Origin of the sequence: Pseudomonas sp. ANT_H4 (assembly GCF_008369295.1) — a bacterium.
Taxonomy (GTDB): Bacteria; Pseudomonadota; Gammaproteobacteria; order Pseudomonadales; family Pseudomonadaceae; genus Aquipseudomonas.
Genome location: NZ_VOBG01000003.1, coordinates 57,661 through 83,403, shown reverse-complemented (window position 1 = coordinate 83,403; position 25,743 = coordinate 57,661). Strand labels below are relative to the sequence as shown.

19 protein-coding genes and 1 pseudogene are annotated in these 25,743 nt (G+C 59.5%); 7 read left to right on the top strand and 13 right to left on the bottom strand.

Annotated features, from left to right (window positions below; translation table 11 throughout):
• Positions 1-82: 82 nt before the first annotated feature.
• The 3 genes from hutU to hutC form a co-directional block, all read right to left on the bottom strand.
• On the bottom strand, positions 83-1,768 hold the full coding sequence (gene hutU / locus FQ182_RS05000) for a urocanate hydratase (protein WP_149411294.1): 1,686 nt from the start codon (positions 1,766-1,768) through the stop codon (positions 83-85).
• Between the two features lie 351 nt (positions 1,769-2,119).
• Entirely contained in the window at positions 2,120-2,680 is a 561-nt protein-coding gene (locus FQ182_RS04995) for a HutD family protein (RefSeq protein WP_149411295.1), read from the bottom strand.
• The gene (hutC, locus tag FQ182_RS04990; RefSeq protein ID WP_178114394.1) at positions 2,677-3,387 is read right to left on the bottom strand and encodes a histidine utilization repressor; all 711 of its coding nucleotides are present in this window, start codon (positions 3,385-3,387) and stop codon (positions 2,677-2,679) included. The genes FQ182_RS04995 and hutC overlap by 4 nt, the downstream gene beginning before the upstream one ends.
• Positions 3,388-3,533: 146 nt before the next feature.
• On the opposite strand from hutC, the gene FQ182_RS04985 reads away from it, so the two are divergent.
• Positions 3,534-4,898: a formimidoylglutamate deiminase gene (locus tag FQ182_RS04985; RefSeq protein WP_149411297.1), complete on the top strand. Its 1,365-nt coding sequence runs from the start codon at positions 3,534-3,536 to the stop codon at positions 4,896-4,898.
• Between the two features lie 36 nt (positions 4,899-4,934).
• Here FQ182_RS04985 and FQ182_RS04980 read toward each other — a convergent pair whose 3' ends face one another.
• The 6 genes from FQ182_RS04980 to FQ182_RS04950 form a co-directional block, all read right to left on the bottom strand.
• Positions 4,935-5,504 (bottom strand): lipocalin family protein, encoded by a 570-nt coding sequence (locus FQ182_RS04980; protein ID WP_149411298.1) that lies wholly within the window; start codon positions 5,502-5,504, stop codon positions 4,935-4,937.
• A gap of 30 nt (positions 5,505-5,534) precedes the next feature.
• Positions 5,535-5,789: an outer membrane protein assembly factor BamE gene (locus FQ182_RS04975; protein ID WP_149411299.1), complete on the bottom strand. Its 255-nt coding sequence runs from the start codon at positions 5,787-5,789 to the stop codon at positions 5,535-5,537.
• Positions 5,790-5,943: 154 nt separating this feature from the next.
• Positions 5,944-6,954, bottom strand: a complete 1,011-nt coding sequence (locus tag FQ182_RS04970) for a class 1 fructose-bisphosphatase (protein ID WP_149411300.1) — start codon at positions 6,952-6,954, stop codon at positions 5,944-5,946.
• 113 nt (positions 6,955-7,067) lie between these two features.
• Positions 7,068-8,375 (bottom strand): DUF3999 domain-containing protein, encoded by a 1,308-nt coding sequence (locus tag FQ182_RS04965; RefSeq protein ID WP_149411369.1) that lies wholly within the window; start codon positions 8,373-8,375, stop codon positions 7,068-7,070.
• A gap of 35 nt (positions 8,376-8,410) precedes the next feature.
• Positions 8,411-11,947 (bottom strand): DUF2339 domain-containing protein, encoded by a 3,537-nt coding sequence (locus FQ182_RS04960; RefSeq protein WP_149411301.1) that lies wholly within the window; start codon positions 11,945-11,947, stop codon positions 8,411-8,413.
• A gap of 170 nt (positions 11,948-12,117) precedes the next feature.
• A complete protein-coding gene (locus FQ182_RS04950) occupies positions 12,118-14,568 on the bottom strand; it encodes a glycogen/starch/alpha-glucan phosphorylase (RefSeq protein ID WP_149411303.1) in 2,451 nt (816 codons plus the stop codon).
• Between the two features lie 223 nt (positions 14,569-14,791).
• Here FQ182_RS04950 and FQ182_RS04945 point away from each other — a divergent pair, with 223 nt between their 5' ends.
• Positions 14,792-15,226: a YkgJ family cysteine cluster protein gene (locus FQ182_RS04945; RefSeq protein WP_133101268.1), complete on the top strand. Its 435-nt coding sequence runs from the start codon at positions 14,792-14,794 to the stop codon at positions 15,224-15,226.
• 114 nt (positions 15,227-15,340) lie between these two features.
• On the opposite strand, the gene typA is transcribed toward FQ182_RS04945, so the two are convergent.
• Together typA and thiI are read right to left on the bottom strand one after the other, a co-directional pair.
• Entirely contained in the window at positions 15,341-17,161 is a 1,821-nt protein-coding gene (typA, locus tag FQ182_RS04940) for a translational GTPase TypA (RefSeq protein WP_133101267.1), read from the bottom strand.
• A 139-nt stretch (positions 17,162-17,300) separates the two neighbouring features.
• The gene (thiI, locus tag FQ182_RS04935; protein WP_149411304.1) at positions 17,301-18,755 is read right to left on the bottom strand and encodes a tRNA uracil 4-sulfurtransferase ThiI; all 1,455 of its coding nucleotides are present in this window, start codon (positions 18,753-18,755) and stop codon (positions 17,301-17,303) included.
• 333 nt (positions 18,756-19,088) lie between these two features.
• Here thiI and glnA point away from each other — a divergent pair, with 333 nt between their 5' ends.
• From glnA to ntrC, 4 genes and pseudogenes are all read left to right on the top strand, one after another.
• Positions 19,089-20,495, top strand: a complete 1,407-nt coding sequence (gene glnA / locus FQ182_RS04925) for a glutamate--ammonia ligase (RefSeq protein ID WP_149411305.1) — start codon at positions 19,089-19,091, stop codon at positions 20,493-20,495.
• A 147-nt stretch (positions 20,496-20,642) separates the two neighbouring features.
• Positions 20,643-21,079 (top strand): annotated as a pseudogene (locus FQ182_RS04920) (chorismate mutase); the annotation flags it as partial.
• A gap of 251 nt (positions 21,080-21,330) precedes the next feature.
• Positions 21,331-22,416, top strand: a complete 1,086-nt coding sequence (gene glnL, locus FQ182_RS04915) for a nitrogen regulation protein NR(II) (protein ID WP_149411306.1) — start codon at positions 21,331-21,333, stop codon at positions 22,414-22,416.
• On the top strand, positions 22,413-23,849 hold the full coding sequence (ntrC, locus tag FQ182_RS04910) for a nitrogen regulation protein NR(I) (RefSeq protein ID WP_149411307.1): 1,437 nt from the start codon (positions 22,413-22,415) through the stop codon (positions 23,847-23,849). The genes glnL and ntrC overlap by 4 nt, the downstream gene beginning before the upstream one ends.
• Positions 23,850-24,317: 468 nt before the next feature.
• Here ntrC and FQ182_RS04900 read toward each other — a convergent pair whose 3' ends face one another.
• The gene (locus tag FQ182_RS04900; protein ID WP_149411308.1) at positions 24,318-24,758 is read right to left on the bottom strand and encodes a hypothetical protein; all 441 of its coding nucleotides are present in this window, start codon (positions 24,756-24,758) and stop codon (positions 24,318-24,320) included.
• Between FQ182_RS04900 and FQ182_RS04895 the strand changes: the two genes are divergently transcribed.
• A complete protein-coding gene (locus FQ182_RS04895) occupies positions 24,757-25,212 on the top strand; it encodes a tRNA (cytidine(34)-2'-O)-methyltransferase (protein WP_149411309.1) in 456 nt (151 codons plus the stop codon). The two genes, FQ182_RS04900 and FQ182_RS04895, sit on opposite strands and share 2 nt — an antisense overlap.
• 43 nt (positions 25,213-25,255) lie before the next feature.
• Here FQ182_RS04895 and secB read toward each other — a convergent pair whose 3' ends face one another.
• Complete coding sequence (gene secB / locus FQ182_RS04890; protein WP_133101259.1) at positions 25,256-25,741, bottom strand: protein-export chaperone SecB; 486 nt, start codon at positions 25,739-25,741, stop codon at positions 25,256-25,258.
• Positions 25,742-25,743 lie beyond the last annotated feature (2 nt).

The following is a 25,743-nucleotide window of genomic DNA, read 5'->3' as shown; positions in this document are numbered from 1 at the left end:
CCAGCAGCCCGCTTGTTGTTGGTGCAGCGCCCTGCTCTACCGGCAGGATCAAGTGTTCAGAAAACGGGCTATGCCACTTTGGTTACTTGATCATCGGCAGGTTCAGGCCCTGCTCCTTGGCGCAATCAATAGCGATCTGGTAACCAGCGTCGGCGTGACGCATCACCCCGGTGGCCGGGTCGTTGTGCAGTACGCGGGCAATACGCTCAGCCGCTTCATCGGTACCGTCACAAACAATCACCATCCCCGAGTGCTGGGAGAAGCCCATGCCGACGCCGCCGCCGTGGTGCAGTGAGACCCAGGTCGCACCGCTGGCGGTGTTGAGCAAAGCGTTGAGCAGTGGCCAGTCGGACACAGCGTCGGAACCGTCCTGCATGGATTCGGTTTCACGGTTCGGGCTTGCAACCGAGCCAGAGTCCAGGTGGTCGCGACCGATTACGACAGGCGCCGACAGCTCACCGCTGCGCACCATTTCGTTGAATGCCAGACCCAACTTGGCACGCTGGCCCAGGCCAACCCAGCAGATACGCGCCGGCAGCCCCTGGAACGCAATGCGCTCGCGGGCCATGTCCAACCAGTTGTGCAGGTGAGCGTCGTCGGGGATCAGCTCTTTTACTTTGGCATCGGTTTTGTAGATGTCTTGCGGATCACCCGACAGTGCAGCCCAACGGAACGGGCCGATGCCACGGCAGAACAGCGGACGGATGTAAGCCGGTACGAAACCCGGGAAGTCGAAAGCGTTTTCCACGCCTTCTTCTTGCGCCATCTGACGGATGTTGTTGCCGTAGTCGAAAGTCGGTACGCCCATTTTCTGGAAGTCCAACATCGCTTTAACGTGCACGGCCATCGATTGCTTGGCGGCTTTGATCACAGCAGCAGGCTCGGTCTTGGCGCGAGCGCGGTATTCGTCCCAAGTCCAGCCAGCCGGCAGGTAACCGTTGAGCGGATCGTGGGCGCTGGTCTGGTCGGTAACCATGTCTGGACGCACGCCACGCTTGACCAGCTCCGGCAGAATTTCAGCCGCGTTGCCGAGCAGGGCAATGGAAATTGCCTTGCCTTCCTTGGTGTATTTGGCGATACGGGCCAGAGCATCGTCGAGGTCAGTGGCTTGCTCGTCGACATAGCGGCTGTTCAAACGGAAATCGATGCTGACCTGCTGGCATTCAATGTTCAGCGAGCAAGCGCCGGCCAGGGTTGCAGCCAGAGGCTGAGCGCCGCCCATGCCACCAAGGCCTGCGGTCAGAACCCAACGACCCTTGAGGTCATTGTTGTAATGCTGGCGACCGGCTTCGACGAAGGTTTCGTAAGTGCCCTGGACGATGCCCTGGCTGCCGATGTAGATCCAGCTGCCCGCAGTCATCTGGCCGTACATGGCCAGACCCTTGGCATCCAGTTCGTTGAAGTGTTCCCAACTGGCCCAGTGCGGCACCAGGTTGGAGTTGGCGATCAGTACGCGTGGGGCGTTGCTGTGGGTCTTGAATACGCCAACCGGTTTGCCGGATTGCACCAGCAGGGTTTCGTCGTCATTGAGGTTGGTCAGGCTTTCGACGATCTGGTCGTAGCATTCCCAGTTGCGCGCCGCACGGCCGATGCCGCCGTATACCACCAGCTCTTTCGGGTTTTCGGCCACTTGCGGGTCAAGGTTATTCATCAGCATGCGCAGCGGCGCTTCGGTCAGCCAGCTTTTGGCGGTGAGCGTGTTACCGCGAGCAGCGCGGATTTCGACGTCACGGTACTTTGTAGGCTTAGCCTCGGAAAAATCAGTCACGAAAAACTCCTCAACGATCAATGCGCGAACATGATTGGTGCGAAGAGGATGTTCATGGACTCTTACGCACACATCTTTACTTGTACATACAAGCATATGCAATCAAGCGGCCAACTTGGATGGGGAGGGTTGTAGATTTTTTTCGAACAGCCGCGCAAGCCTTGGAAAATAAGGCTTGGCGGCTTGATGAAGTTTTTTACAGTGACTTTTTAAAGCGAGGGAGGATTGTTACCAGGGCAGGGCTTTGCGCCATGCTGGGGCATTCGGTAACAAGTTGGTGCGGAGCCTGGAAACAGATCGAGAGACCAACGGAAAGCAACTGTGGGAGCGGGCTTGCTCGCTCCCACATTTTTAACCGCGTGCAGTCAGTTCGATGACGCAGCAGCGGCCGGCGACGCTGACGTCCAACAGGCCAGCGTTACCGTCCAATTGCAGGCAATCGTGCCGGCCCAACACCTCACCAAGCACCGCCACTTCATCCGCCACACTGAACACCAGCACGGTCTGCGCCTCACTAAAGAAGCGCTGCGCCCCATCCATCCACTGCAACCGCGCCTGATAGCGCTGCGGTGAATAGATCAGGTTGAAATCGCGGATCGGCCCGCCCACCAACTTGCAGGACACCTGGCTTTCACCCTTGAACGGGAACGGATCAAGCGGTAACAACCCATGCGTATCCTGGCCATCCACCGTCAGCACCATGCCCGCTCCTTGCAGCACCGTAATGATCCGCTGATACCCGGCATAGGTGGAGAACCCGCCCGACTCACCGATATCGGCAATCGACAGGCGCCAGCCAAAACCGTCCAGACCCTCACCCGCATCACGGGTGATCTCTTCGGTGCTACCGCCGCCGTTCTTCCACGGCATGCGTACGTAATCAGTGGCGCGCCAGACTTTCATCGAACTCATTTACTGAAACGTCCTTCCAGGCGGTGACGAGAGCCGGGGTGGATCAAACGGGCGGCGGTCACCGGCTGGCGGCCGGACCAGGTGCGACGGCGGATCAGCAGGCACGGCTCGCCAGCTTCGATCTGCAGCAGCTTGCATTCCTGGGCATCAGCGAGGATCGCTTCGACCACGTGCTCGCCTTCGGTCAGCGGCGCCACCTGGTTGAGGTACGCGTAAGGGGTTTGCAAGGTGAAATCCTGGGCCAGGTAGTCCGGCGCCACCTGGGCGTTGACGAAACGATCTTCGATTTGCACCGGAATATCGTTTTCGTAATGCACGATCAGCGAGTGGAAGACCTTCTGCCCTTCGCGCATATCCAGGGCCACGGCACGTTCGGAACCGGCGGCCTCTTCGCCCAAGGTGATGACCTTGCAGGTGTGGCGGTGGCCGCGGGAGGCGATTTCATCGGCAATGTTGTGCACTTCAAACAAGGCCGACTGGCTCTTGGGCTCGGCGACAAAGGTGCCGACGCCCTGCATGCGCACCAGCAGGCCTTCGACGGTCATTTCCCGCAGGGCACGGTTGATGGTCATGCGGCTGAAACCCAATTGGCTCACCAGCTCGCTTTCAGACGGAACGCGGTAGTGCGGCGGCCAGTTTCCGCTGAGGATCTGTTGGCTGATCATCTGTTTGACGCGGGCATACAAGGGCGCCGGACTTTCGTCCATGTGGGCAGCCAGCGGAGACTTGGCGGGCGGAGTCGGCACAGGAAATCCTTGCAGGTGAAAAAAGAAGCCTAGCTTGCCGGAGTTTACCGAGCAGGCAAACGTCTGTATATGTATATACAAATAACACACGATGGGGTGCTTGAACCATGTCCGCTTTCTTTGCCGAGCGCGCGCTGCTGCCTAATGGATGGGCCAATGATGTACGTCTTGAAGTCAGCACCGATGGCCTGCTGACAAAAGTTGAGGCCAACGCCAGCGCAGACGGCGCCGAGCGGCTCAGAGGCCCGCTGTTGCCGGGCATGCCGAACCTGCACTCCCATGCGTTCCAGCGGGCCATGGCCGGGCTGGCGGAAGTGGCCGGCAACCCCAATGACAGCTTCTGGACCTGGCGCGACCTGATGTATCGGATGGTCGGCAAGATCAGCCCCGATCAGTTGCAGATCATCGCCCGCCAGTTGTATATCGAGATGCTCAAGGCCGGTTACACCTCGGTGGCCGAATTTCATTACGTCCACCACGATGTCGACGGCCGGCCCTACGCCGACCCGGCTGAACTGGCGCTGCAGATCAGCCAGGCAGCGGCAAGCGCGGGCATCGGCCTGACCTTGCTGCCGGTGCTGTACAGCCATTCCGGTTTTGGCGGCCAGGCACCCAATGAAGGCCAGCGCCGTTTTATCAACAGCACCGAGAATTACCTGCAGCTGCAAGCGCGCCTGCAATCGCAACTGGCGGCACAACCGGCGCAGCACCTGGGCCTGTGCTTCCACTCGTTGCGTGCGGTAACACCACAACAAATCAGCGACGTATTGGCCGCCAGCAACAAGGCGTGCCCGGTGCATATCCACATCGCCGAACAGCAGAAGGAAGTCGACGACTGCCTGAGCTGGAGCGGTCGCCGCCCTCTGCAATGGCTGTATGAAAACACCGAAGTCGATCAACGCTGGTGCCTGGTACACGCTACCCACGCCAACCCGGAAGAAGTGACATTGATGGCCAGGAGCCGGGCGATTGCCGGTTTGTGCCTGACTACCGAAGCCAACCTGGGCGATGGGGTTTTTCCGGCGGTGGACTTCCTCGCTCAGGGTGGGCGCATGGGCATTGGCTCCGACAGCCATGTCTCGCTGAGCGTAGTGGAAGAATTGCGTTGGCTGGAATATGGCCAGCGCCTTCGAGATCAGCGGCGTAACCGGCTGTACCGCAGTGATCAGCCGATGGTCGGCCGCACGCTTTACGAGGCCGCGCTGGACGGCGGCGCCGAGGCACTGGGGCAGCCGATTGGCAAACTGCAAGTCGGCAAACGTGCCGATTGGCTGGTGCTGGACGGCAACGACCCGTACCTGGCGACAGCCCATGAAGACGCGATTCTCAATCGTTGGTTGTTTGCCGGCGGTGATCGGCAAGTGCGGGATGTGCTGGTCAACGGCCAGTGGGTGATTCGCGACGGGCGCCATGCTGGCGAAGAAGACAGCAGCCGGGCATTTACCCAGGTGTTGCGGGATTTACTGGGCTGAAAAAAACGCCGCCTGAATCAGGCGGCGTTTTTTTATTTACTGCGAAGTCTTCGCCATCTGCTTGTCCGACGTGCGCCAGATCAAGCGGGTGGTGTCGTAACCCTGTTGCCGTGCCCTGCTCAGCAGGTCTTCACGGGTTTCGGCGCTGACCGTCGGTGTGCGTGACAGCAGCCACATGTAGCGCCGGCTCGGGCTACCGACGATGGCAGTCTTGTAGTCATCGCTGATGTACAGCACCCAGTAATCACCCTTGGCGATGCCCGGTAGCAGTGCGGTAAACCAGTTATTGAACTCGACCCAAAGCTTGTCAGTCTTGCCTTCGACCTGCGGCGTGGCTGTGCCCTTGGCTTCTTCCCACTTCCAGTCTTCGGTCAGGCAACGGTTATACACCGCCATATTGCCGTCGGGCAGCAGGGAGTAACGGGCTTCGGACTGCGCACAGTTACGCTGGAAATACATCGGCAATCGAGCCAGCTCATACCAGGTGCCCTGGTAACGCTTGAGGTTGACGCTGCCAACGGTCTTGGGTTGAAGATCATCGCCAGAATGGCTGGCGCAGCCCGCCAAAAACAGGCTGGCGCAGAGGTATAGAACAAAACGCATCATTGTTTTTCTCCCGCAGGCTTGCGCCCCGGTTTACTTCAGGCCTTGCCCGGAAAACATCAGAGCTTTGTCACCGGCGTATTGCACGCTGATAAAGCTGTTTTTGTCGCCCCATGTGCAGCTGGACATGCCCAGCGCGCCGGAACAATCAGTCGGCTTACCCAGCAGCGATTCCACCTCGGCCTTGGGCATTCCTGCCGACAGCTTCGCGTAATTTTCCTGGGTGACCTTGCTGCAAGCGGCCAGCAGCACGCAAAAACACAACAGGGCGAGACGGCGTAACGACATGGAATAACTCCTGGAGAGACGAAGCAGCGTGGGTATCTGCCAGAAGCTTAGAAGGGAAAAGGGGTATCTGGTTCCCGACAAGCAAAAACAAAAAAGCCCCGAAAACGCTGAAACGTTTCGGGGCTTTTTGTTAGCTCAAGACCGACCTTAAAAATCAGTCCTTGTGGTAACCGGTCACACGTTCCACTTCTTCTTTCGAACCGAGGAATACCGCCACACGCTGGTGCAGGCCCTCCGGCTGGATGTCGAGAATGCGCTGATGGCCGTCGGTGGAGACACCACCAGCCTGCTCGACCAGGAACGACATCGGGTTAGCTTCGTACATCAGGCGCAGTTTGCCTGGCTTGGACGGCTCGCGGCTGTCGCGCGGGTACATAAACAGGCCGCCACGGGTCAGGATACGGTGTACATCGGCAACCATGGCGGCGACCCAACGCATGTTGAAGTCCTTTTTCAGCGGGCCAGTTTCGCCTTCCAGTAGCTCCTTGACGTAACGCTGCACCGGCGCTTCCCAATGACGCTGGTTGGACATGTTGATCGCGAATTCCTGGGTGTCTTCCGGAATCTTGATGTCTTCGTGGGTCAGTACGAAGCTACCCATTTCGCGGTCCAGGGTGAAACCTTTGACGCCGTCGCCCAGGGTCAGCACCAGCATCGTCTGCGGGCCGTAGATCGCGTAACCGGCACACACTTGCTGGGTGCCTGGCTGCAGGAAGGCTTTTTCGTTGAGGTTTTCGTTCTGGGTCAGGTATTCGTTCGGGCAACGCAGTACCGAGAAGATGGTGCCGACCGACACGTTGACGTCAATGTTCGACGAGCCGTCCAATGGGTCGAACACCAGCAGGTAGGCGCCTTTCGGGTATTTGCCCGGGATCTGGTAGGCATTGTCCATTTCTTCGGACGCCATGCCGGCCAGGTGACCACCCCATTCGTTGGCTTCAAGCAGGATTTCGTTGGAAATCACGTCGAGCTTCTTCTGCACTTCGCCTTGTACGTTTTCAGTGCCCATGCTGCCCAGGACGCCGTCCAGCGCGCCTTTGGAGACGGCGTGGCTGATTTCCTTGCAAGCACGCGCCACCACTTCGATAAGGAAGCGCAGATCGGCAGGCGTGTTGTTGCTGCGGGTCTGCTCGATCAAATAGCGACTCAGGGTAACGCGGGACATGGACGGCTCCGGAGAATGGGGGGGGCTAAAAACCCGCGCAGTTTAGCGCGAGTCGGGGCGTATTTCCTCCTATCAGACGAGATAACGCCGATAGAGTTCATGCAGAGCCTGCGTCAAGACTTGGCCGGAGGCTTGCGCAACAAACTGTTGGCCATCGCCCCCAGAGCCGCCACGCCCAGCAGCAGCACGGCCCATAAGCCTATCTTCTTCCAGTTCGTCCCCGTTGGCGCAGGTGCGACAGTGGAGTTGACTACCAGCTCCCCAACCATCCTGGCCTGACCCAAACTGGCCAGGCGCTTTGCGCTGTAATCGGGAATCAGCGTCGACAACGGCAAGTTGGCCGCTTTCACTGAAGGGTTGCCCAGCATCAGGGTAAACGGCGGCTCGCCCCGCGCCAGGAACACCAATTGCGTGGCCCTCACCGCAAAGGTCAACGCTGGCGCCTCAGCGCCCAGGCCACCGCCCCGCTCGTCCACTTCAAGCTTGAGCTGTTGAACGGTCTGCCCCGGTAACTGCAACTCGTCCTGCACCACTTCCTGGCCATTCTGCGTCAGCCGGTAGAGCAAGCCGCTGCTCAATGGCTGCCAGGCCTGACTGCTTTCACGGCGCCCGTACAAGGTCACGGGCGCCAGGCTGTTGGACTGACGCAGTTGAATGCGCAAGCGCTCAACGTTCAGCCCGGCGGGTAACTGCCAGCTGTATTCGCCCGTCTTCAGGCGGTTGCCCGCCAGAGGCTGGGACCACACCAAGGGCAAGGGCAGGCTGCTGGTGCTTTGCAGTTGGACAGACGTCAACGTCGGCGCCGCCTGGCCTTTCCACAACAACCGAAGATAACGGGCCGATTGCCCCGGCAAGCCGACTTCATGCTGCTCGACCCGTTCGTCGGCAAACGCCAGCCGTGCCACCTGCCCTTCGCCCCAGGATTGCCAGTGCTGCAAATCATCACTGGCTTCGATGCTGAAACGCTGAAAGCCGTCGCGCTCGCTGGTCCAGTCGAGGATCAATTGCTGCAACGGCCTCTTGATCGCACTGGCGTCGAGCAACCAGCCGCGCAGCACTTCTTCGCCGGCTTCCACCTGGCTCGCGGGTTGCACCTCCACCAGAGTGCCGCTGGCGCTCGACTGCACGCGTACGCTGGGTACCGTTTCGCTGGCATCGGCCAAGGCATACAGCGGGAACCACTTCACATTGGTGAGGCTGCGACTTTCGCTGCGTTGCGCAGACTCCCGTGCCAGGGCGTAGGCCTGGGGTTCGCCGGCAGCGTTGAATACACGCATATCGCTGAGGTCGACCTGCCGGGCGCTCAGTTGCACTGCCAGCGGTAATTCAAGTCGATACCATGGGCCTTCGCCGCTGACGGTTAGCGGCACCTGGGTGGTGAAGTCGGCGGGCGCTTCCCGAGCCCATGCGGATAACGTCATACACAGGCCCAATACCGCCACGCTCAGCTTACCGATCAAGAGGAAGCTCCTTGAGTTTCAATCACAGGTTCGGCGCGCTTGGGCGGCAGCGGTGCGAAATAACCCACCACCAGTAACAGCCCACCCACACCGATAAACGACACGATCCGCGCCAGACCGCCACGGTTGCTCAGTTCGACGAAGAACAATTTGGCGACCACCACGGCAATCAGCGCCGCGCCGATCAGCCAGACTTCCCGGCGATGGCGCAGGTGGCCGCCGATCATCAGGCTCAGAGCAATCAGGGTCCAGACAATCGACAAGCCGGCCTGGACCAGCATCGACTCCAGCAACACATCCAGATGGAACGGCACACCACTCCAATGGTGAGCGGTGCGCATCACCAGCGCGGTGAAGAAGGCGAACAGCGAGACTCCAGCGATTCCCTGGGCAATCTGCTCGCCACGTGGCCCCATGTGTGGAACCGCGCTGCGTGCCCACAGGTAGACGCCCAGCAGCGCAAACAGCAGGCCCAAATCCAGCGGATTGAGCAACGGCACGTAAGGCAGCGGCTCGGCAGTCCCGTCGCTGAAGATATTGGCCAGCCAGAACCAGCCAAGCATCAGCACCGCCAGAGGCAGCGCCGCGTAGAAACGGTATTGGCGAGGATAAGCCGACACCGGCCACGGCCAACTGCGCGGCGCGGCGGCCAGCACCAGATACAGACTCGGCAGGATCGCCCAACCCAGCCAGCGCCAGGCGTTGTACTGCTCGGACAGTAGCAACAGACCGTAACGCAGCTCCAGCGCCAGCACGCCGATCAGCAACCAGCAGCCAAGCACATGTGCCGCGCCCAGGGCTTTTTCCGGCAGTGTCAGCGCCAGGCGCCGCAGCGAGACAAAGTGCACGGCGAACACCGCGACCCAGGCAAGCCAGGCAAAATCCGCAGCCGGGTGATAGCGCGAATGCCAGGACGCCAGCAACACCACGCCGGCTGCTGGAATCAGCAGCGTGCACAACCATCCCAGCGAGGCCCATTGCAGACGCAAGGCCAACACCGCCCAGATCGCCACGCTCAGCGCCGCTACAGCCAACAGCAAGGTGCCTTGCAGCGCCAGCGGCGCGAAGCGCAGCACTTCGCCGATCAACGCCAACGCCCACCAGGCCGCACCCCACACCAGTAGCAGGTCCGACAGGCGCTGCAACTTCAATGCCTCGAACACCGGCGCATGCAGGCCGCGCTGCAAACGCCAGGCGCCCACCAGCGCCGCCAGCCCCAGCACCATCGGCGTCCAGAAACCGCTATGGCCCAGAGGCCGCAAGCCTTCGCTGGTCAACGGTCCGAGCAGGTCCGGCGCCGCCAACAGAAACGATCCACCGCCAATCACTTGCAGCAACAGCCCGAAGACAAAGCTGACCCGCTGTTGCAGGTACAGGCTCAACCAAATGATCAACAAACCGCTAGCCGCCCACACGCCGCTGGCGGTCTGCCATGGCAATACAAATAGCACCGCCAGATTGATCAGCACCAATCCGGCCAACAGCACCACCGACAGGCCTCGCAACAAACGCACATCGCTGCGCACCCTATCGTCACGCGCCGCCAGCAGCATGCCGCCCACCAGGGCCAGGCCGATCAGCGAGGCCGTGAGTAATCCGCTCCAACCGGCATTGAACACTGCCGCCGAGTCTGCGCTGGCGCCTTGCAGGCGCAGCAAAAACAGTGCGCCGCCCAGCAGTTGCACGGCAAATGCGCTGAACAGGAACGTGCGCGAGCCAATGCGCAGGCCCACAAACAACGTCACCAGGCCGGCCAGCGCCCAACTGATGGCAGTACCGTGGGTCGACAGCAGCAGTGGCGCGAGCAAATACACAAAGCCCAGGCCGACACTGGCCAGTACCGGCAAACCCTGACGCTCCCAACCTGAAGCCTGCTCCAACGGGGCCTTGCGCAGTTGATAGAAACTGAACAACAACGCCGCCCCCAACAGCAATGCACCCAATGGCGCACCGTCCAGTAGGCTGTTGTCGCCGACCCGTAGTTCACTGAGGAACGCCACCGCCGAACCGATCTGCAACAGCAAGCCAAACACCCGCGCCAATGGTCGTTGCTGGCGCAAGCCGAGCCAGAAAATCCCAGCGCCCTCGACAGCCCAAGCCGCTGCCGTCCAACGCGCATCCAGCCCGAGAGGAATCGCCAGGCTGGCAAAGATCACCCCCAGCGCCAGGCAGGTTTGCGCCAGCAGCAAGGCGCGGCCGCCGCTGAGCAGACGCGCCAACCCCATATAAATAATGCCCAACGCCAACGCGCTGAAGGCGGCGGCAAATTCCTGGTGCTGCACCAGCGCAAACTGCAAGCCAAAGCCCACCAGCGGCGGACCAAACAGCATGCTGCCGTCAACATAGTCACCCTTGGCCGCCGACCAACGCAGCAACGCGCCACGGCTTTCATCCTCGGGAGCGTCGGTCATCTCCAGCAATTTGCGCCGGGCGAACAACAGGCCGATGGCCAGGTACATCAGGAAAAATAGAATCAGGAACGGTTCGGTGCTCCACAGCAGCTCAGGCGTATAGGAGCGCATGCCCCAGGCGAAGCCAATGCCGAAGGTGCCGACAAAGCCAATCAGGTTGAGCAAGCGCCAGGCCTTGAACCAGGCAATGGCGAGGATGCCGGCGTTGAGCAGGGCGAAGTAGCTGAACAATGCCACATGGTTGCCGGCGCCGGTCGAGGTGAGGATCGGCGCGGCAAACCCGCCAAGGGCAGCAGCGCAGGCCAGGCCGAGGGCGTCCTGGGTGATTGCCAGAATCGCCGAGAACACGGTCACCGCGACCAGCAAACCGAGTGCGGCACCGGGATCGAGCAGCGGATGCAAACGCATGGCGGCGAACACCGTCAGGTACAACACGGCGATGCCGGTGCCTTGCAGCATCAACCCGTAGTTGCTGTTGCGCAGCCGCAGCCACCAACCCAGGCCGAGCAGGCCCACGGCACAGGCGGCAACCCCGGCGTAGCGCAGCTCCACCGGGACGACCATGCCTTCGGTGGCGTAGCGCAGCAAAAAGGCCAGGCCAAGGAACAACAACACCACGCCGACCCGCAGCACCGTATTGCCGCCAAACAGCCAGCTGCGCGCGCCGCTGATGGCGCGCTCGATCAGGTTGGGGCCACGGGAGATGACGGGCGCAGCAGGTTGCATCGCCGGCGCAGGTTTCCAGGCATCATCCGGCAACGGACGGCTTGGCTCAGCCGCCGCTGAATAGACCGGCTCCAACTCGATGGGCAGTTCCCAGACCAGCTCGGGAGCTGTCGGCAAAGGTGGCGGCTCGGAAATCGAGGGTTCAACCAATACACTGGGTGCAACCAGCACAGCCTCAGGTTTTTCCAACTGCGCCAGGCGTTGTTCCAGAGACTCAAACGCCTTTTGGGAGGTCTCCAACTGACGGCCCTGCTCGTCGGTGCGCGAAGCCAGCATCGACAGGCGAATCGCCTGGCCAATACCCAACCCCAGCAGCGCACCAATGCCCGCATCACTGAACGACTCATCGAGTGTCCAGCCGAGCACCAGGCCAATCAGCATGAAAATCCATTGCATGGTCGATATCCCTAAGCAGCCCGAGGCGGGCAAAGCTGGCGCTTAGTATATCTGTAGGAGCGAGCTTGCTCGCGAAGAACCTGAGGACGACACGTTTATTCAGAATGCACGCATAATCGTTAACGTTTTTCGCGAGCAAGAACTAGGCGTCCCCTCGCTCCACAAGGAGGCTAATCCAACGCTTTCCAGATATCTGTTGCGTACTCCCTGATGGTCCGGTCGGATGAGAACCAGCCCATCCGCGAGGTATTAAGCACCGCCGAGCGCCACCATTCCTTGGAGTCGTGCCAATGGGCCTCGACTCGCGCCTGAGCATCCCAATAGGAATCGAAGTCGGCGCATACCAGGAAGCGGTCGTAGTCGATCAAAGAATCGATCAAGCCGGCATAACGACCCGGATCATCCGGCGAGAATACCCCGCCACGGATCGCTTGCAGCACATCGCTCAAGCGATGGGACGCGGCAATTTCCGGCCCTGCGCTGAACTCGCCGGCGTGTTTGCGCGCTTCTACCTGCTGGGCGCTGAGGCCGAAGATAAACATGTGTTCGGCACCCACACGCTCGTGCATCTCGACGTTGGCACCATCCATCGTGCCGATGGTCAGCGCGCCGTTGAGGCCAAACTTCATGTTACTGGTGCCCGACGCCTCGAAGCCGGCGGTGGATATCTGCTCCGACAGGTCGGCAGCGGGAATGATGCTTTCCGCCAGGCTGACGTTGTAGTTGGGCAGGAACACCACCTTGAGCAGGCCGCGCACGGTCGGGTCGTTGTTGACGGTACGGGCGATGTCGTTGGTCAGCTTGATGATCAACTTGGCCTGGTGATAACTGGCCGCCGCCTTGCCGGCGAAGATCTTCACCCGTGGCACCCAGTCGGTTTCCGGCTCGGCACGGATCGCCTGGTACAGAGCGACGGTGTGCAGCAGGTTCAACAGTTGGCGCTTGTATTCGTGGATGCGCTTGACCTGCACATCGAACATCGCCGCCGGGTTGACCGAAATCCCCAGGCGCTCATGAATGATGTCGGCCAATGCCCTTTTACTGTGCAGGCGCTGTTCGGCGAAGGCTTTGCGAAACGCTTGTTTCTCGGCGAAGGTTTCCAACTCCACCAGGCGCTGCTCGCAAGTGTCGAGAATATCCGGGCCTAATGCCTCGACCAACATCGCCGTGAGCTTGGGGTTGGCCTGGTACAACCAGCGGCGAAAGGTGATGCCGTTGGTCTTGTTGTTGATCCGGTCCGGGTAAAGCTTGTGCATCTCGGAAAACACCGTGCTGCGCATCAATTGCGTGTGCAAACCGGATACGCCATTAACGCTGTGGGAACCCAGAAACGCCAGGTTGCCCATGCGCACGCGGCGGCCGTTGTCTTCTTCGATCAGTGAGACAGCGCGCAGCACGTCGAAATCGTGGATGCCCTTGGCCCGCAGCGAGTCGATGTGCTGGGCGTTGATCAGGTAAATGATCTGCATGTGCCGAGGCAGCATGCGTTCCATCAGGCCCACGGGCCAGGTTTCCAGGGCTTCGGGAAGCAAGGTATGGTTGGTGTAAGACAGCGTTTCGACGGTGACCTGCCAGGCCGCATCCCAGGCTATGTCGTGCAAGTCCACCAGTTGGCGCATCAACTCGGCCACGGCGATGGACGGGTGGGTGTCATTGAGTTGGATCGCCGCGTGTTCGCCCAGGCTCAGTACCGAGCCGTGCATGTTCTTGTGGCGGCGCAGCAGGTCCTGCAGCGAGGCGGAGACGAAAAAGTATTCCTGGCGCAGGCGCAGTTCCTGCCCCGCCTCGGTGCTGTCTGCCGGGTAGAGCACTCGGGAGATGCTTTCGGCCCGCGCCACTTCAGCGACAGCACCCAGGTGGTCGCCCGCGTTGAAGCGCTCAAGGTGCAAATCTTCCACCGCTCGCGCACGCCACAGCCTCAGGGTGTTGACGCTGGCACCACGCCAGCCGACCACTGGCGTGTCGTAAGCCACCGCGCGCACGGTCTCATTGGGCGACCAGACCTGGATCGACTTGCCGGACGCGTCCAGCACCGTTTCCACGCTGCCACCAAAACCAATGGGGTAAATCACTTCCGCCCGCTCGAACTCCCAAGGGTTGCCAAAATCCAGCCAGCGCTCGGTCTGTTCCTGCTGCCAGCCATCGACAATCGCCTGGCGGAACAAGCCGTGTTCATAACGAATGCCATAACCGTGGCCAGCAATGCCCAGGGTCGACATGCTTTCCATAAAGCACGCCGCCAGACGGCCAAGACCACCGTTGCCAAGGGCCGCATCGGGCTCCAGCAGGCGAATGCGCTCCATGTCCACGCCCAACTCGCTCATCGCTTCGCGCGCCACGTCCAGCAGGCCGAGGTTGCTCAGGCTATCGTAGAGCAGGCGGCCGATAAGGAATTCGAGGGAGAGGTAATAGACCCGCTTCTGGCCCTTGCGGTAAATGTTGCGGGTGTGATCCATCCAGTGTTCCACCATATGGTCCCGGGCAGCCAGGGCAATGGCTTCAAACCAGTCATGATCGAACGCGTGATCCGGGTCCTTGCCCACCGCGTAGGTGAGTTTGGTCAAGACAGCATCGCGGAATGCGGCTACCTCTGCTTCTCGTACAAGCGGTTCCTGAGACATTGATGCGACCTCGGGCGAGATAGAAGGAGTTGCTAGAGCCTAGTCGGTCTGACCCACCGCAGACGCTCTGGTTCGGCAGTTTTTTAATTCATTCGCATTTACCGAAAAGGATGCAGGGGCCGTGCCCGAACGCCCTTTGAGCCGAAAGCTTCGAAATATTGTTCAAAAAACCACCAATGCCGGTATGATCCCGCGCCCGGACAAAGCCCCTCTTGGAAACCTGATGAAGCCTCAACTGATTGCCGCCGCCGAACTCGACCGTCTCGAGACTTGGCAGAAGTACTCCAGCCATATGTGCGGCGGCTGCGTGTCCAGCTGCTGCACGCTGCCAGTTGAGGTGAAGATCAAGGATTTGATCCGCATTGGCATCGTCGATGAGTTCGAGCGCGGTGATCCGCCAAAGAACATCGCCAAGCGTTTGCAGAAGGAAGGGATCGTCGAGCGCTATAACCAGAAGTCCGAGATCTTCACCCTGCAGCGCATGAGCAATAACGATTGCCTGTACCTGGATCGTAAAAGCCGCTTTTGTACTATTTATGACAAGCGTCCGGATACTTGCCGCAATCACCCCAAGATTGGCCCGCGGCCTGGGTATTGTGCGTACAAGCCCAAGGAAGTGGTGCGCGATACCAAGGTTCGGGTTCTGGAAAAGTTCTAAACCGATACCTTGTGGCGAGGGATCAAGGTATTCACCGACCATAAAGCCCAGACAAACAAAAACGCCCCCGACCTTGCGGTCGGGGGCGTTTTTTTTGCCCGCTAACTAAATAACTTAGTTACCGGACTTCTTCGCAGCGCGGGTACGCTCGCTTTCGCCCAGGATCTTCTTGCGAAGACGGATGGACTTAGGAGTGACTTCGCACAATTCGTCTTCTTGAACGAATTCCAGAGCCTGCTCCAGGGTGAAGCGGATAGGCGGAACCAGAGCGATGGTTTCGTCTTTACCCGAAGCACGCATGTTGTCGAGCTTCTTGCCTTTGGTTGGGTTAACGCCCAGGTCGTTGTCGCGGCTGTTGATGCCGACGATTTGACCTTCGTACACGTCTTCACCGTGACCCAGGAACAGTTTGCCGCGAGCTTGCAGGGTTTCCAGCGAGTAAGTCAGAGCCTTACCGGTAGCAACCGAAACCAGCACGCCGTTTTGACGGCCGGACATGTCGCCGGACTTCATCACGTCGTAACGGTCGAAGATCGAGGTCAGGATGCCTGCACCGGAGGTCAGGGTCAGGAACTCGTTACGGAAACCGATCAGGCCACGAGCTGGGATGTTGTACTCAAGGCGCACACGGCCCTTGCCATCCGGAACCATGTTGGTCAGGTCGCCTTTACGGATACCGATCTGTTCCATGATCGCGCCCTGGGATTCTTCCGGCAGGTCGATGGTCACGTTTTCGTACGGTTCGTGCTTAACGCCGTCAACCAGACGAATGATCACTTCCGGACGACCAACACCCATTTCGAAGCCTTCGCGACGCATGGTTTCGATCAGTACCGAGAGGTGCAGCTCACCACGGCCGGAGACTTTGAACTTGTCGGCGGTATCGCCTTCTTCAACGCGCAGAGCAACGTTGAACAGCAATTCCTTGTCCAGACGTTCCTTGATGTTACGGCTGGTGACGAACTTGCCTTCTTTACCGCAGAAAGGTGAGTCGTTTACCTGGAAGGTCATCGAAACGGTTGGTTCGTCAACGGTCAGCGGCTTCATCGCTTCAACATTCAGTGGGTCGCACAGAGTGTCGGAGATGAACAGCTGGTCGAAGCCGCTGATGCAGACGATGTCGCCGGCAGCTGCTTCTTCAACGTCGATACGGTGCAGACCGTGGTGACCCATCAACTTCAGGATACGACCGTTACGGCGCTTGCCGTCCATGTCGATAGCCACAACTTGAGTGTTCGGCTTGACGCGACCACGAGCGATACGGCCAACGCCGATAACACCCAGGAAGCTGTTGTAGTCCAGTGCCGAGATTTGCATCTGGAACGGGCCGTCACGGTCAACTTGTGGAGCCGGGACGTGGTCAACAATGGCCTGATACAGCGGGGTCATGTCTTCAGCCATGTCGGTGTGTTCCAGACCGGCAATGCCGTTCAGGGCCGAGGCGTAGACAACTTTGAAGTCCAACTGTTCTTCGGTAGCACCAAGGTTGTCGAACAGGTCAAAAATCTGGTCCAGAACCCAGTCCGGACGTGCGCCTGGACGGTCAACCTTGTTGATCACCACGATTGGACGCAGGCCGGCTTCGAAAGCCTTCTTGGTCACGAAACGGGTTTGCGGCATAGGGCCGTCTTGAGCGTCAACCAGCAGCAGAACGGAGTCAACCATCGACATTACGCGTTCAACTTCGCCGCCGAAGTCGGCGTGGCCCGGGGTGTCCACGATGTTGATGTGGTAGCCGTTCCAGTTGATGGCGGTGTTTTTCGCCAAAATGGTAATACCGCGCTCTTTCTCCTGGTCGTTGGAGTCCATCACGCGCTCGTCGTTAAGCTCGTTGCGCTCCAGGGTGCCGGATTGACGCAAGAGTTTGTCTACCAGGGTGGTTTTACCATGGTCAACGTGAGCAATGATGGCGATGTTGCGTAGATTTTCGATCACTTGTGTATCTCGATCAGAGGATTCGGTGTGCTGACAGGTCGTGGCAGCGATTAACAGTAGAGTCAGGCCTTGCCGTTACAGCTTGACGGCAGAGTCGGGGGGCCGGTGACGCAGACCACAGGCGAACAGCCCCGGGCTCTTAGCTCGGTCGATAAACGCGCACATTGGCATGCCCCTCACTGAGCAAATGGTGGGCATGCAGGCGACTCATCACGCCTTTGTCGCAATACAACAGGTACTGACGGCTGTCATCCAGTTCCTTGAAACGTGCGTTCAATGCATAGAACGGCAACGTTTGTACGTCGATGCCAGCGATTTCCAGCGGCTCGTCCTCAGCAGCATCCGGGTGACGGATGTCGATGACGATGTGACCGGCTAGAGCCTCGCTGACTTCTTCGATCTGCAAATCCTGGCCCAACTCGTCGATTACGCGATCGATCGGCACCAGTTTAGCGTTCTCAAGCGCACGCTCGAGAATCGCCATATCAAACTGTTGTTCTTCGTACTCCACGCGGTTGCGCTTGGCGTGGGTCTTGGGGTTCACCGAAATGACCCCGCAGTATTCCGGCATGTGCTTGGCGAAATCCGCCGTGCCGATCTGGGTCGCCAGGTCGATGATGTCCTGCTTGTGACTGGCGATCAGCGGGCGCAACACCAGCTTTTCGGTCACAGAGTCTATCAACGACAGGTTTGGCAGGGTCTGGCTGGACACCTGGGAAATCACTTCACCGGTAACCAGTGCATCGATTTCCAGCCGATCCGCGATTCGGGACGCAGCGCGCAACATCATACGCTTCAATACTACGCCCATATGACTGTTATCGACTTTCCCGAGAATTTCTCCCAGGACTTCCTCGAAAGGAACGCTGACAAACAGCACACGCTGGGAGCTGCCGTATTTTTTCCAGATGTAATGCGCGACTTCCATCACGCCCAGTTCATGTGCACGCCCGCCCAGGTTAAAGAAGCAGAAGTGGCTCATAAGCCCGCGCCGCATGATCTGGTAGGCCGCCACCGTGGAATCGAAACCGCCAGACATCAATACCAGGGTCTGTTCCAGGGCGCCCAGCGGGTAACCGCCGATGCTGTCGTGCTGGCTGTGAATCACAAACAACCGTTGGTCGCGAATTTCCATCCGCACTTCGATTTGCGGCTCTTTCAGGGAAATTCCGGCGGCGCCGCACTGACGACGCAGCTGGCTGCCAACGTATTTCTCGACATCCATGGAGCTGAAGGTGTGCTTGCCAGCACGCTTGCAACGCACGGAAAAAACCTTGCCCGCCAACACATCGCCGTAGTGCTGCTTGCACTTGGCCGTGATGTCGTCGAAGTCGCCCAGCGGGTACTCGTCGACCTGCAGGAAATGCGCGATGCCCGGCACACAGCTCAGGCGCTCGGTCATGTCCTTCAAGGCTTTTGGGTCTGTAATGCGGGTTTCCAGTTCGATATTGTCCCACACACCGCTCACCACCACCGCCGGGTCCAGATCGCGGAGCACGGCACGGATATTTTTGGCCAATTGACGGATGAAACGCATCCGTACCGGTCGGCTCTTGATGATGATCTCAGGGAAGACTTTAACGATTAATTTCATGAAAACAGTGCGCGCAGGCCCAGCCGAAAAAGGGGGGCGCGGATTATAGCGGAAATCGCTCAAGGTTTAACCAGTTAATATGCAGCCGGCTTTTAGCGCACCAAATAAGTGCATTTGTGATTTCATGCGCTACATTGCAGTGCGTTATTTCCCCCCGCTTTGGCCCTTTGCACCTTTATAGGGGCCTTTTTGAGGTAAAAAAACCATGGCGGGGCACTGGCATGCAATTTGCTCTCTTGTGAGGCAGGTTGCCTTGGCAGAGTATTCGCGCCGGCATCACCCACATTTAAGGGCTAACTCCACTACCCAGCCCGAAGCCACCCGGAGGACACTATGTCGAAGTCGGTTCAACTCATCAAAGATCATGACGTCAAATGGATTGATCTGCGCTTCACGGACACCAAAGGCACTCAGCACCACGTGACCATGCCGGCTCGCGACGCGCTGGATGACGCCTTCTTCGAAGAAGGCAAAATGTTCGACGGCTCCTCCATTGCTGGCTGGAAAGGCATTGAAGCTTCCGACATGATCCTGATGCCGGACGACAGCACCGCCGTACTCGACCCGTTCACCGAAGAGCCAACCCTGATCCTGGTTTGCGACGTGATCGAGCCTTCGACCATGCAAGGCTATGACCGTGACCCACGTGCGATCGCCAAGCGTGCCGAGGAATACCTGAAGTCGACCGGTATCGGTGACACCGTATTCGTAGGCCCGGAGCCAGAATTCTTCATTTTCGACCAAGTGAAGTTCAAGTCCGACATCTCGGGCTCGATGTTCAAGATCTACTCCGAACAAGGTTCGTGGATGTCCGACCAGGACGTGGAAGGCGGCAACAAAGGCCACCGTCCAGGCGTCAAAGGCGGCTACTTCCCGGTTCCGCCGTTCGACCACGACCACGAAATCCGTACCTCCATGTGCAACGCCATGGAAGAAATGGGCCTGGTCATCGAAGTTCACCACCACGAAGTGGCAACTGCCGGCCAGAACGAAATCGGTGTGAAGTTCAACACCCTGGTTGCCAAGGCTGACGAAGTTCAGACCCTGAAGTACTGCGTACACAACGTGGCTGATGCCTACGGCCGTACCGCTACCTTCATGCCTAAGCCGCTATACGGCGATAACGGTTCGGGTATGCACGTTCACCTGTCCATCGCCAAAGATGGCAAGAACACCTTCGCTGGCGAAGGTTATGCCGGCCTGTCTGACACTGCCCTGTACTTCATCGGCGGCATCATCAAGCACGGTAAGGCCCTGAACGGCTTCACCAACCCGTCGACCAACTCCTACAAGCGTCTGGTCCCAGGTTTCGAAGCTCCAGTAATGCTGGCCTACTCGGCTCGCAACCGTTCCGCTTCGATCCGTATTCCTTACGTGTCCAGCCCTCGCGCTCGCCGTATCGAAGCTCGCTTCCCGGATCCAGCAGCCAACCCATACCTGGCCTTCGCTGCCCTGGTAATGGCCGGCCTGGACGGTATCCAGAACAAGATCCACCCAGGCGACGCCGCCGACAAAAACTTGTACGACCTGCCGCCTGAAGAGGCCAAAGAGATCCCACAAGTGTGCGGCAGCCTGAAAGAAGCCCTGGAAGAGTTGGACAAGGGCCGTGCGTTCCTGACCAAAGGCGGCGTGTTCAGCGACGACTTTATCGATGCCTACATCGCCCTGAAAAGCGAAGAAGAAATCAAGGTCCGTACCTTCGTACACCCACTGGAATATGAGCTGTACTACAGCTGCTGATCCGGTAGCGCTGCTTAACGTGGCGTGACGAAAAAAGGCCTCCTTCGGGAGGTCTTTTTTTTGCCCGAAAACCCTGTGGGAGCAGGCTTGCCCACGAAAAACTCAAGGACGCCGCATTTCTTCAATATTTACGCGTTATCGTTAACGACCATCGCGCCACTGCTCGACAGCATCGCCGAACGTCTGGCGATTGCCGACCAGGTGGCCTTGAGCAAATGGGACAGCCACAAGCCCGTCGAGGACCGTCCACGGGAGCAGGCTACAAACTGGCGCCGGCGCAGGCCGAGCAATTTTTCTCGGCACAGATTGAGGCGAACAAACTGGTGCAGTACGCCCACTTGTCCGATTGGCAGTTGCAGGGCAACGCGCCCAACGCGCCGCGTCCGGACTTGGTCGGGCAGATTCGCCCGCAACTGGATCAACTGCAAAAGCGCCTGCTGCAACAACTGGCAGACTTCACCCCCCAGCGTAGCGATCCACAATGCCCACAGTGGCTGGCAAAGGCTGTTCATCAACCCCTTGATCCATTACGGCAACTGGCAATGATCCGCGCCACCGCGCAATTGTGTATCTACAAAGGATAAGTACCCGTAGACACCTCATGCAGCCCTCACAAAATCGCACTATATTGGTGCGATGCCCTGCACTCTTCCCACATGACCAGCCCATTTTGGTTCGAAACTTCCCGCCTAGGTTGGCAGAACGCTACAGTTTCGCGCCTTAAACCCTTATTTCAGGGCTTTAACGCTTCTTTTCGGAGCCTTGGTTTGGTTTTTGCATTTTCCTTGTATCAGCGCATGCCTCAAGCCTGCGCCTTGCTCCAAAAGAGGTCCTAATGACCATCAGCGACGCACTGCACCGTTTGCTACTCGACAACCTGACCACCGCGACCATCCTGCTCAACGACGAACTGCGTCTTGAGTACATGAACCCCGCGGCAGAGATGCTGCTGGCCATCAGCGGTCAGCGCAGCCATGGGCAGTTCATCAGCGAATTGTTCACTGAGTCGGCTGAGGCCCTGAGTTCCTTGCGTCAGGCCGTGGAGCAGGCGCACCCGTTCACCAAACGCGAAGCGATGCTCACCGCCCTCACCGGCCAGACCCTGACGGTCGACTACGCGGTTACACCCATCCTGAGCAACGGCACTACCTTGCTGCTGCTGGAAGTCCATCCTCGTGACCGCCTGCTGCGGATCACCAAGGAGGAGGCGCAACTGTCCAAGCAGGAAACCAGCAAAATGCTGGTGCGCGGCCTGGCCCATGAGATCAAAAACCCACTGGGCGGGATTCGCGGGGCCGCCCAGTTGCTGGCCCGTGAGCTGCCGGACGAGAGCCTCAAGGACTACACCAACGTCATCATCGAAGAGGCTGACCGTCTGCGTAACCTGGTGGACCGCATGCTCGGCTCCAACAAGCTACCGTCGCTTGCGATGACCAACGTCCATGAAGTGCTGGAGCGCGTCTGCCATCTGGTAGAAGCTGAAAGCCAGGGCTGCATCACCTTGGTGCGCGACTATGACCCGAGTATTCCCGACGTCTTGATCGACCGCGAACAGATGATCCAGGCGGTGCTCAATATCGTGCGCAACGCCATGCAGGCCATCAGCAGCCAGAACGAGCTGCGCCTGGGCCGCATCAGCCTGCGCACCCGCGCCCTGCGCCAGTTCACCATCGGCCATGTGCGCCATCGCCTGGTGACCAAGGTCGAGATCATCGACAACGGTCCAGGCATTCCTGCCCAATTGCAGGAAACCATCTTCTTCCCCATGGTCAGCGGCCGCCCGGACGGTACCGGGCTGGGCCTGGCCATTACCCAGAACATCATCAGCCAGCACCAGGGCCTGATCGAATGTGAAAGCCATCCTGGCCACACCACGTTCTCGATCTTCCTGCCACTGGAACAAGGAGCCCCATCGACATGAGCCGTAGTGAAACTGTCTGGATCGTCGATGACGACCGCTCCATCCGCTGGGTCCTTGAGAAAGCCTTGCAACAGGAAGGCATGACCACCCAGAGCTTCGACAGCGCCGACGGGGTGATGAGCCGCCTGGTCCGCCAACAGCCCGACGTGATCATCTCCGACATCCGCATGCCCGGCGCCAGTGGCCTGGACTTGCTGGCGCGAATTCGCGAGCAGCACCCGCGCTTGCCGGTGATCATCATGACCGCGCATTCGGACCTGGACAGCGCTGTCGCCTCCTATCAGGGCGGCGCCTTTGAATACCTGCCCAAGCCGTTTGACGTCGACGAAGCCGTCGCGCTGGTCAAGCGCGCCAACCAGCACGCCCAGGAACAGCAAGGCCAAGAGGTTGTGCCAACCCTGACCCGCACCCCGGAAATCATCGGTGAAGCGCCGGCAATGCAGGAAGTGTTTCGCGCCATCGGGCGCTTGAGCCATTCCAACATCACCGTGCTGATCAACGGCGAGTCCGGTACCGGTAAAGAACTGGTGGCCCACGCCCTGCACCGGCACAGCCCACGGGCGGCTTCGCCGTTCATCGCCTTGAACATGGCGGCGATCCCGAAGGACTTGATGGAGTCCGAGCTGTTCGGCCATGAAAAAGGCGCGTTCACAGGTGCGGCCAACCTGCGTCGTGGCCGTTTTGAACAGGCGGATGGCGGCACGCTGTTTCTCGATGAAATCGGCGACATGCCGGCCGATACCCAGACCCGCTTGCTGCGAGTATTGGCGGACGGCGAGTTCTATCGGGTCGGCGGGCATACGCCGGTCAAGGTCGATGTGCGGATCATCGCCGCGACTCACCAAAACCTGGAAGCCCTGGTGCAGGCCGGGAAATTCCGTGAAGACTTGTTCCACCGCCTCAACGTGATCCGCATCCATATCCCACGGATGTCGGACCGCCGCGAAGACATCCCGACCCTGGCCCGCCACTTCCTCGCCCGCGCCGCGCAGGAGCTGGCAGTCGAACCGAAGCTGCTGAAGACCGAAACCGAGGAATACCTGAAGAACCTGCCATGGCCGGGCAACGTGCGTCAGCTGGAAAACACCTGCCGCTGGATCACGGTGATGGCGTCCGGGCGCGAAGTGCACATCAGCGACCTGCCGCCGGAACTGCTGAGCCTACCGCAGGATTCAGCACCCGTGACCAACTGGGAGCAGGCGCTGCGCCAATGGGCTGACCAGGCGCTGGCACGCGGCCAGTCGAACCTGCTGGACAGTGCCGTGCCGGCCTTTGAGCGGATCATGATCGAAACCGCCCTCAAGCATACTGCCGGCCGCCGTCGCGACGCCGCCGTATTGCTGGGTTGGGGCCGCAATACCTTGACCCGCAAGATCAAGGAGCTGGGGATGAAGGTCGATGGCGGGGATGATGACGAGGGCGACGAGGGCTGATTTGCGCCCTCCAACACACCGAAGATCCAGTGTGGAGCCGGGCTTGCCCGCGATCAAAACGTGCACCGCTTCAATGCACCACGATCCAGCACCGCGCACAAACCCCAGGCGTTAAACGCCTGCACTGCTTAAAAACTCTTAAGCGCTGAAAACGCAAAAGCCCCGTAACCCGGGGCTTTTCGCTTCTTGCTGAGTTTTTTTGGCACACCTGAACAACGTTGGCACGCCCCCTGCAATACCTCTATCACTACCCAGTTTCGGGGACCTTGGTACAGGCAGGCCGAGAATCCCCTTCTTTACATCCGGGGTGCTTGATGCGATCCGCGTCGCGCTTCAAACCGTTTTGGGAGCCCTGGTACAGGCAGGCCGGGAACTCCCTTCTTTACACCCGGGGCTTATGAGGCGACTCGCCCGTAGCCCCAGCCCGTTTTGGGAACCTTGGTACAGGCAGGCCGGGGATTCCCTCTTTTATTGCTCCTGGAGATGGATCTTGAGCCGCCAGCGGCCATCGACCTTCTCTCCCGACCATTCACCGCGCAATGGCCGAGCCGCCACCAGGTTCAGCAGCAAGCCACCGTCGGTCTTGCGTACCCGCCAGTTCACATCCTTGTCGCTGACCTTCAGTTGTCCGCCCTGAGCCTTGCCCAGCGCGTCGAACAACAGCGCCACGGTGCCATCAATGTGTTCGCCATGGAGCTTGGGTTCGCTGTTGAACCATACCAGCAGACCATCGGCCGTCGGCTCCACCTGTTGCAGCTCAACAGGGTCCGCAGTGGTCAAACGACCAATCATCAAACCCACCATCAACCCGACAATCGCCAACGAACCCAAAACCCGTGGCAATAGCTTCGGCCTGGGATCTTCTTCAGGGGTAGAATGCAGCGCATCTTTGCCTTCGGAGCCGTGCATGTTTCACGTCATCCTTTTTCAACCAGAAATTCCGCCGAATACCGGCAACGTTATCAGGCTGTGCGCCAACAGTGGCTGCCACCTGCATTTGATCGAACCCTTGGGCTTTGACATGGACGACAAGCGCCTGCGTCGGGCGGGCCTGGACTACCACGAGTACGCCACCCTGCAACGCCACGCAGACCTCGCCAGCTGCCTGGAAAGCCTGAACCATCCGCGACTGTTCGCCTTCACCACCAAGGGCTCGCGGCCATTTCATGATGCCAGCTTTGCCGAAGGCGATGCCTTCCTGTTCGGCCCGGAAAGCCGGGGCCTGCCGGCGGACGTGCTCGACGCCCTGCCCGATGGCCATCGCCTGCGTCTGCCGATGCGCGAAGGCTGCCGCAGCCTGAACCTGTCCAACACCGTAGCCATCGCCGTCTACGAAGGTTGGCGGCAGTTGGGCTTCAAATAAAAAAAGCGCCGGCAACGGCGCTTTTTTTGGCTGCATCGACGTATTACTGAACCGTCGGCGAGCCTTCCTGTTGCATGCGCTGCAGCTCTTGCGCATACAGGGCATCGAAGTTCACCGGAGCCAGCATCAACGCCGGGAACGAGCCACGGGTGACCAGGCTGTCCAGGGTTTCTCGGGCATACGGGAACAGGATGTTCGGGCAGAACGCGCCCAGGGTGTGGCTCATGGATGCTTCGTCCAGACCCTGGATCAGGAAGATACCGGCCTGTTGCACTTCAGCGATGAAGGCTACTTCTTCGCCATTCTTGACGGTGACCGACAGGGTCAGTACGACTTCGTGGAAGTCGCCTTCCAGTGCCTTTTGACGGGTGTTCAGATCCAGGCCGACGCTTGGCGTCCACTCCTGGCGGAAGATCGCCGGGCTTTTTGGCGCTTCGAACGACAAGTCACGCACGTAGATGCGCTGCAGGGAAAATTGTGGGCCTTGAGCCTCTTCTGCTGCCGCTTCGGTGTTCTGTTGGTCAGTCATCA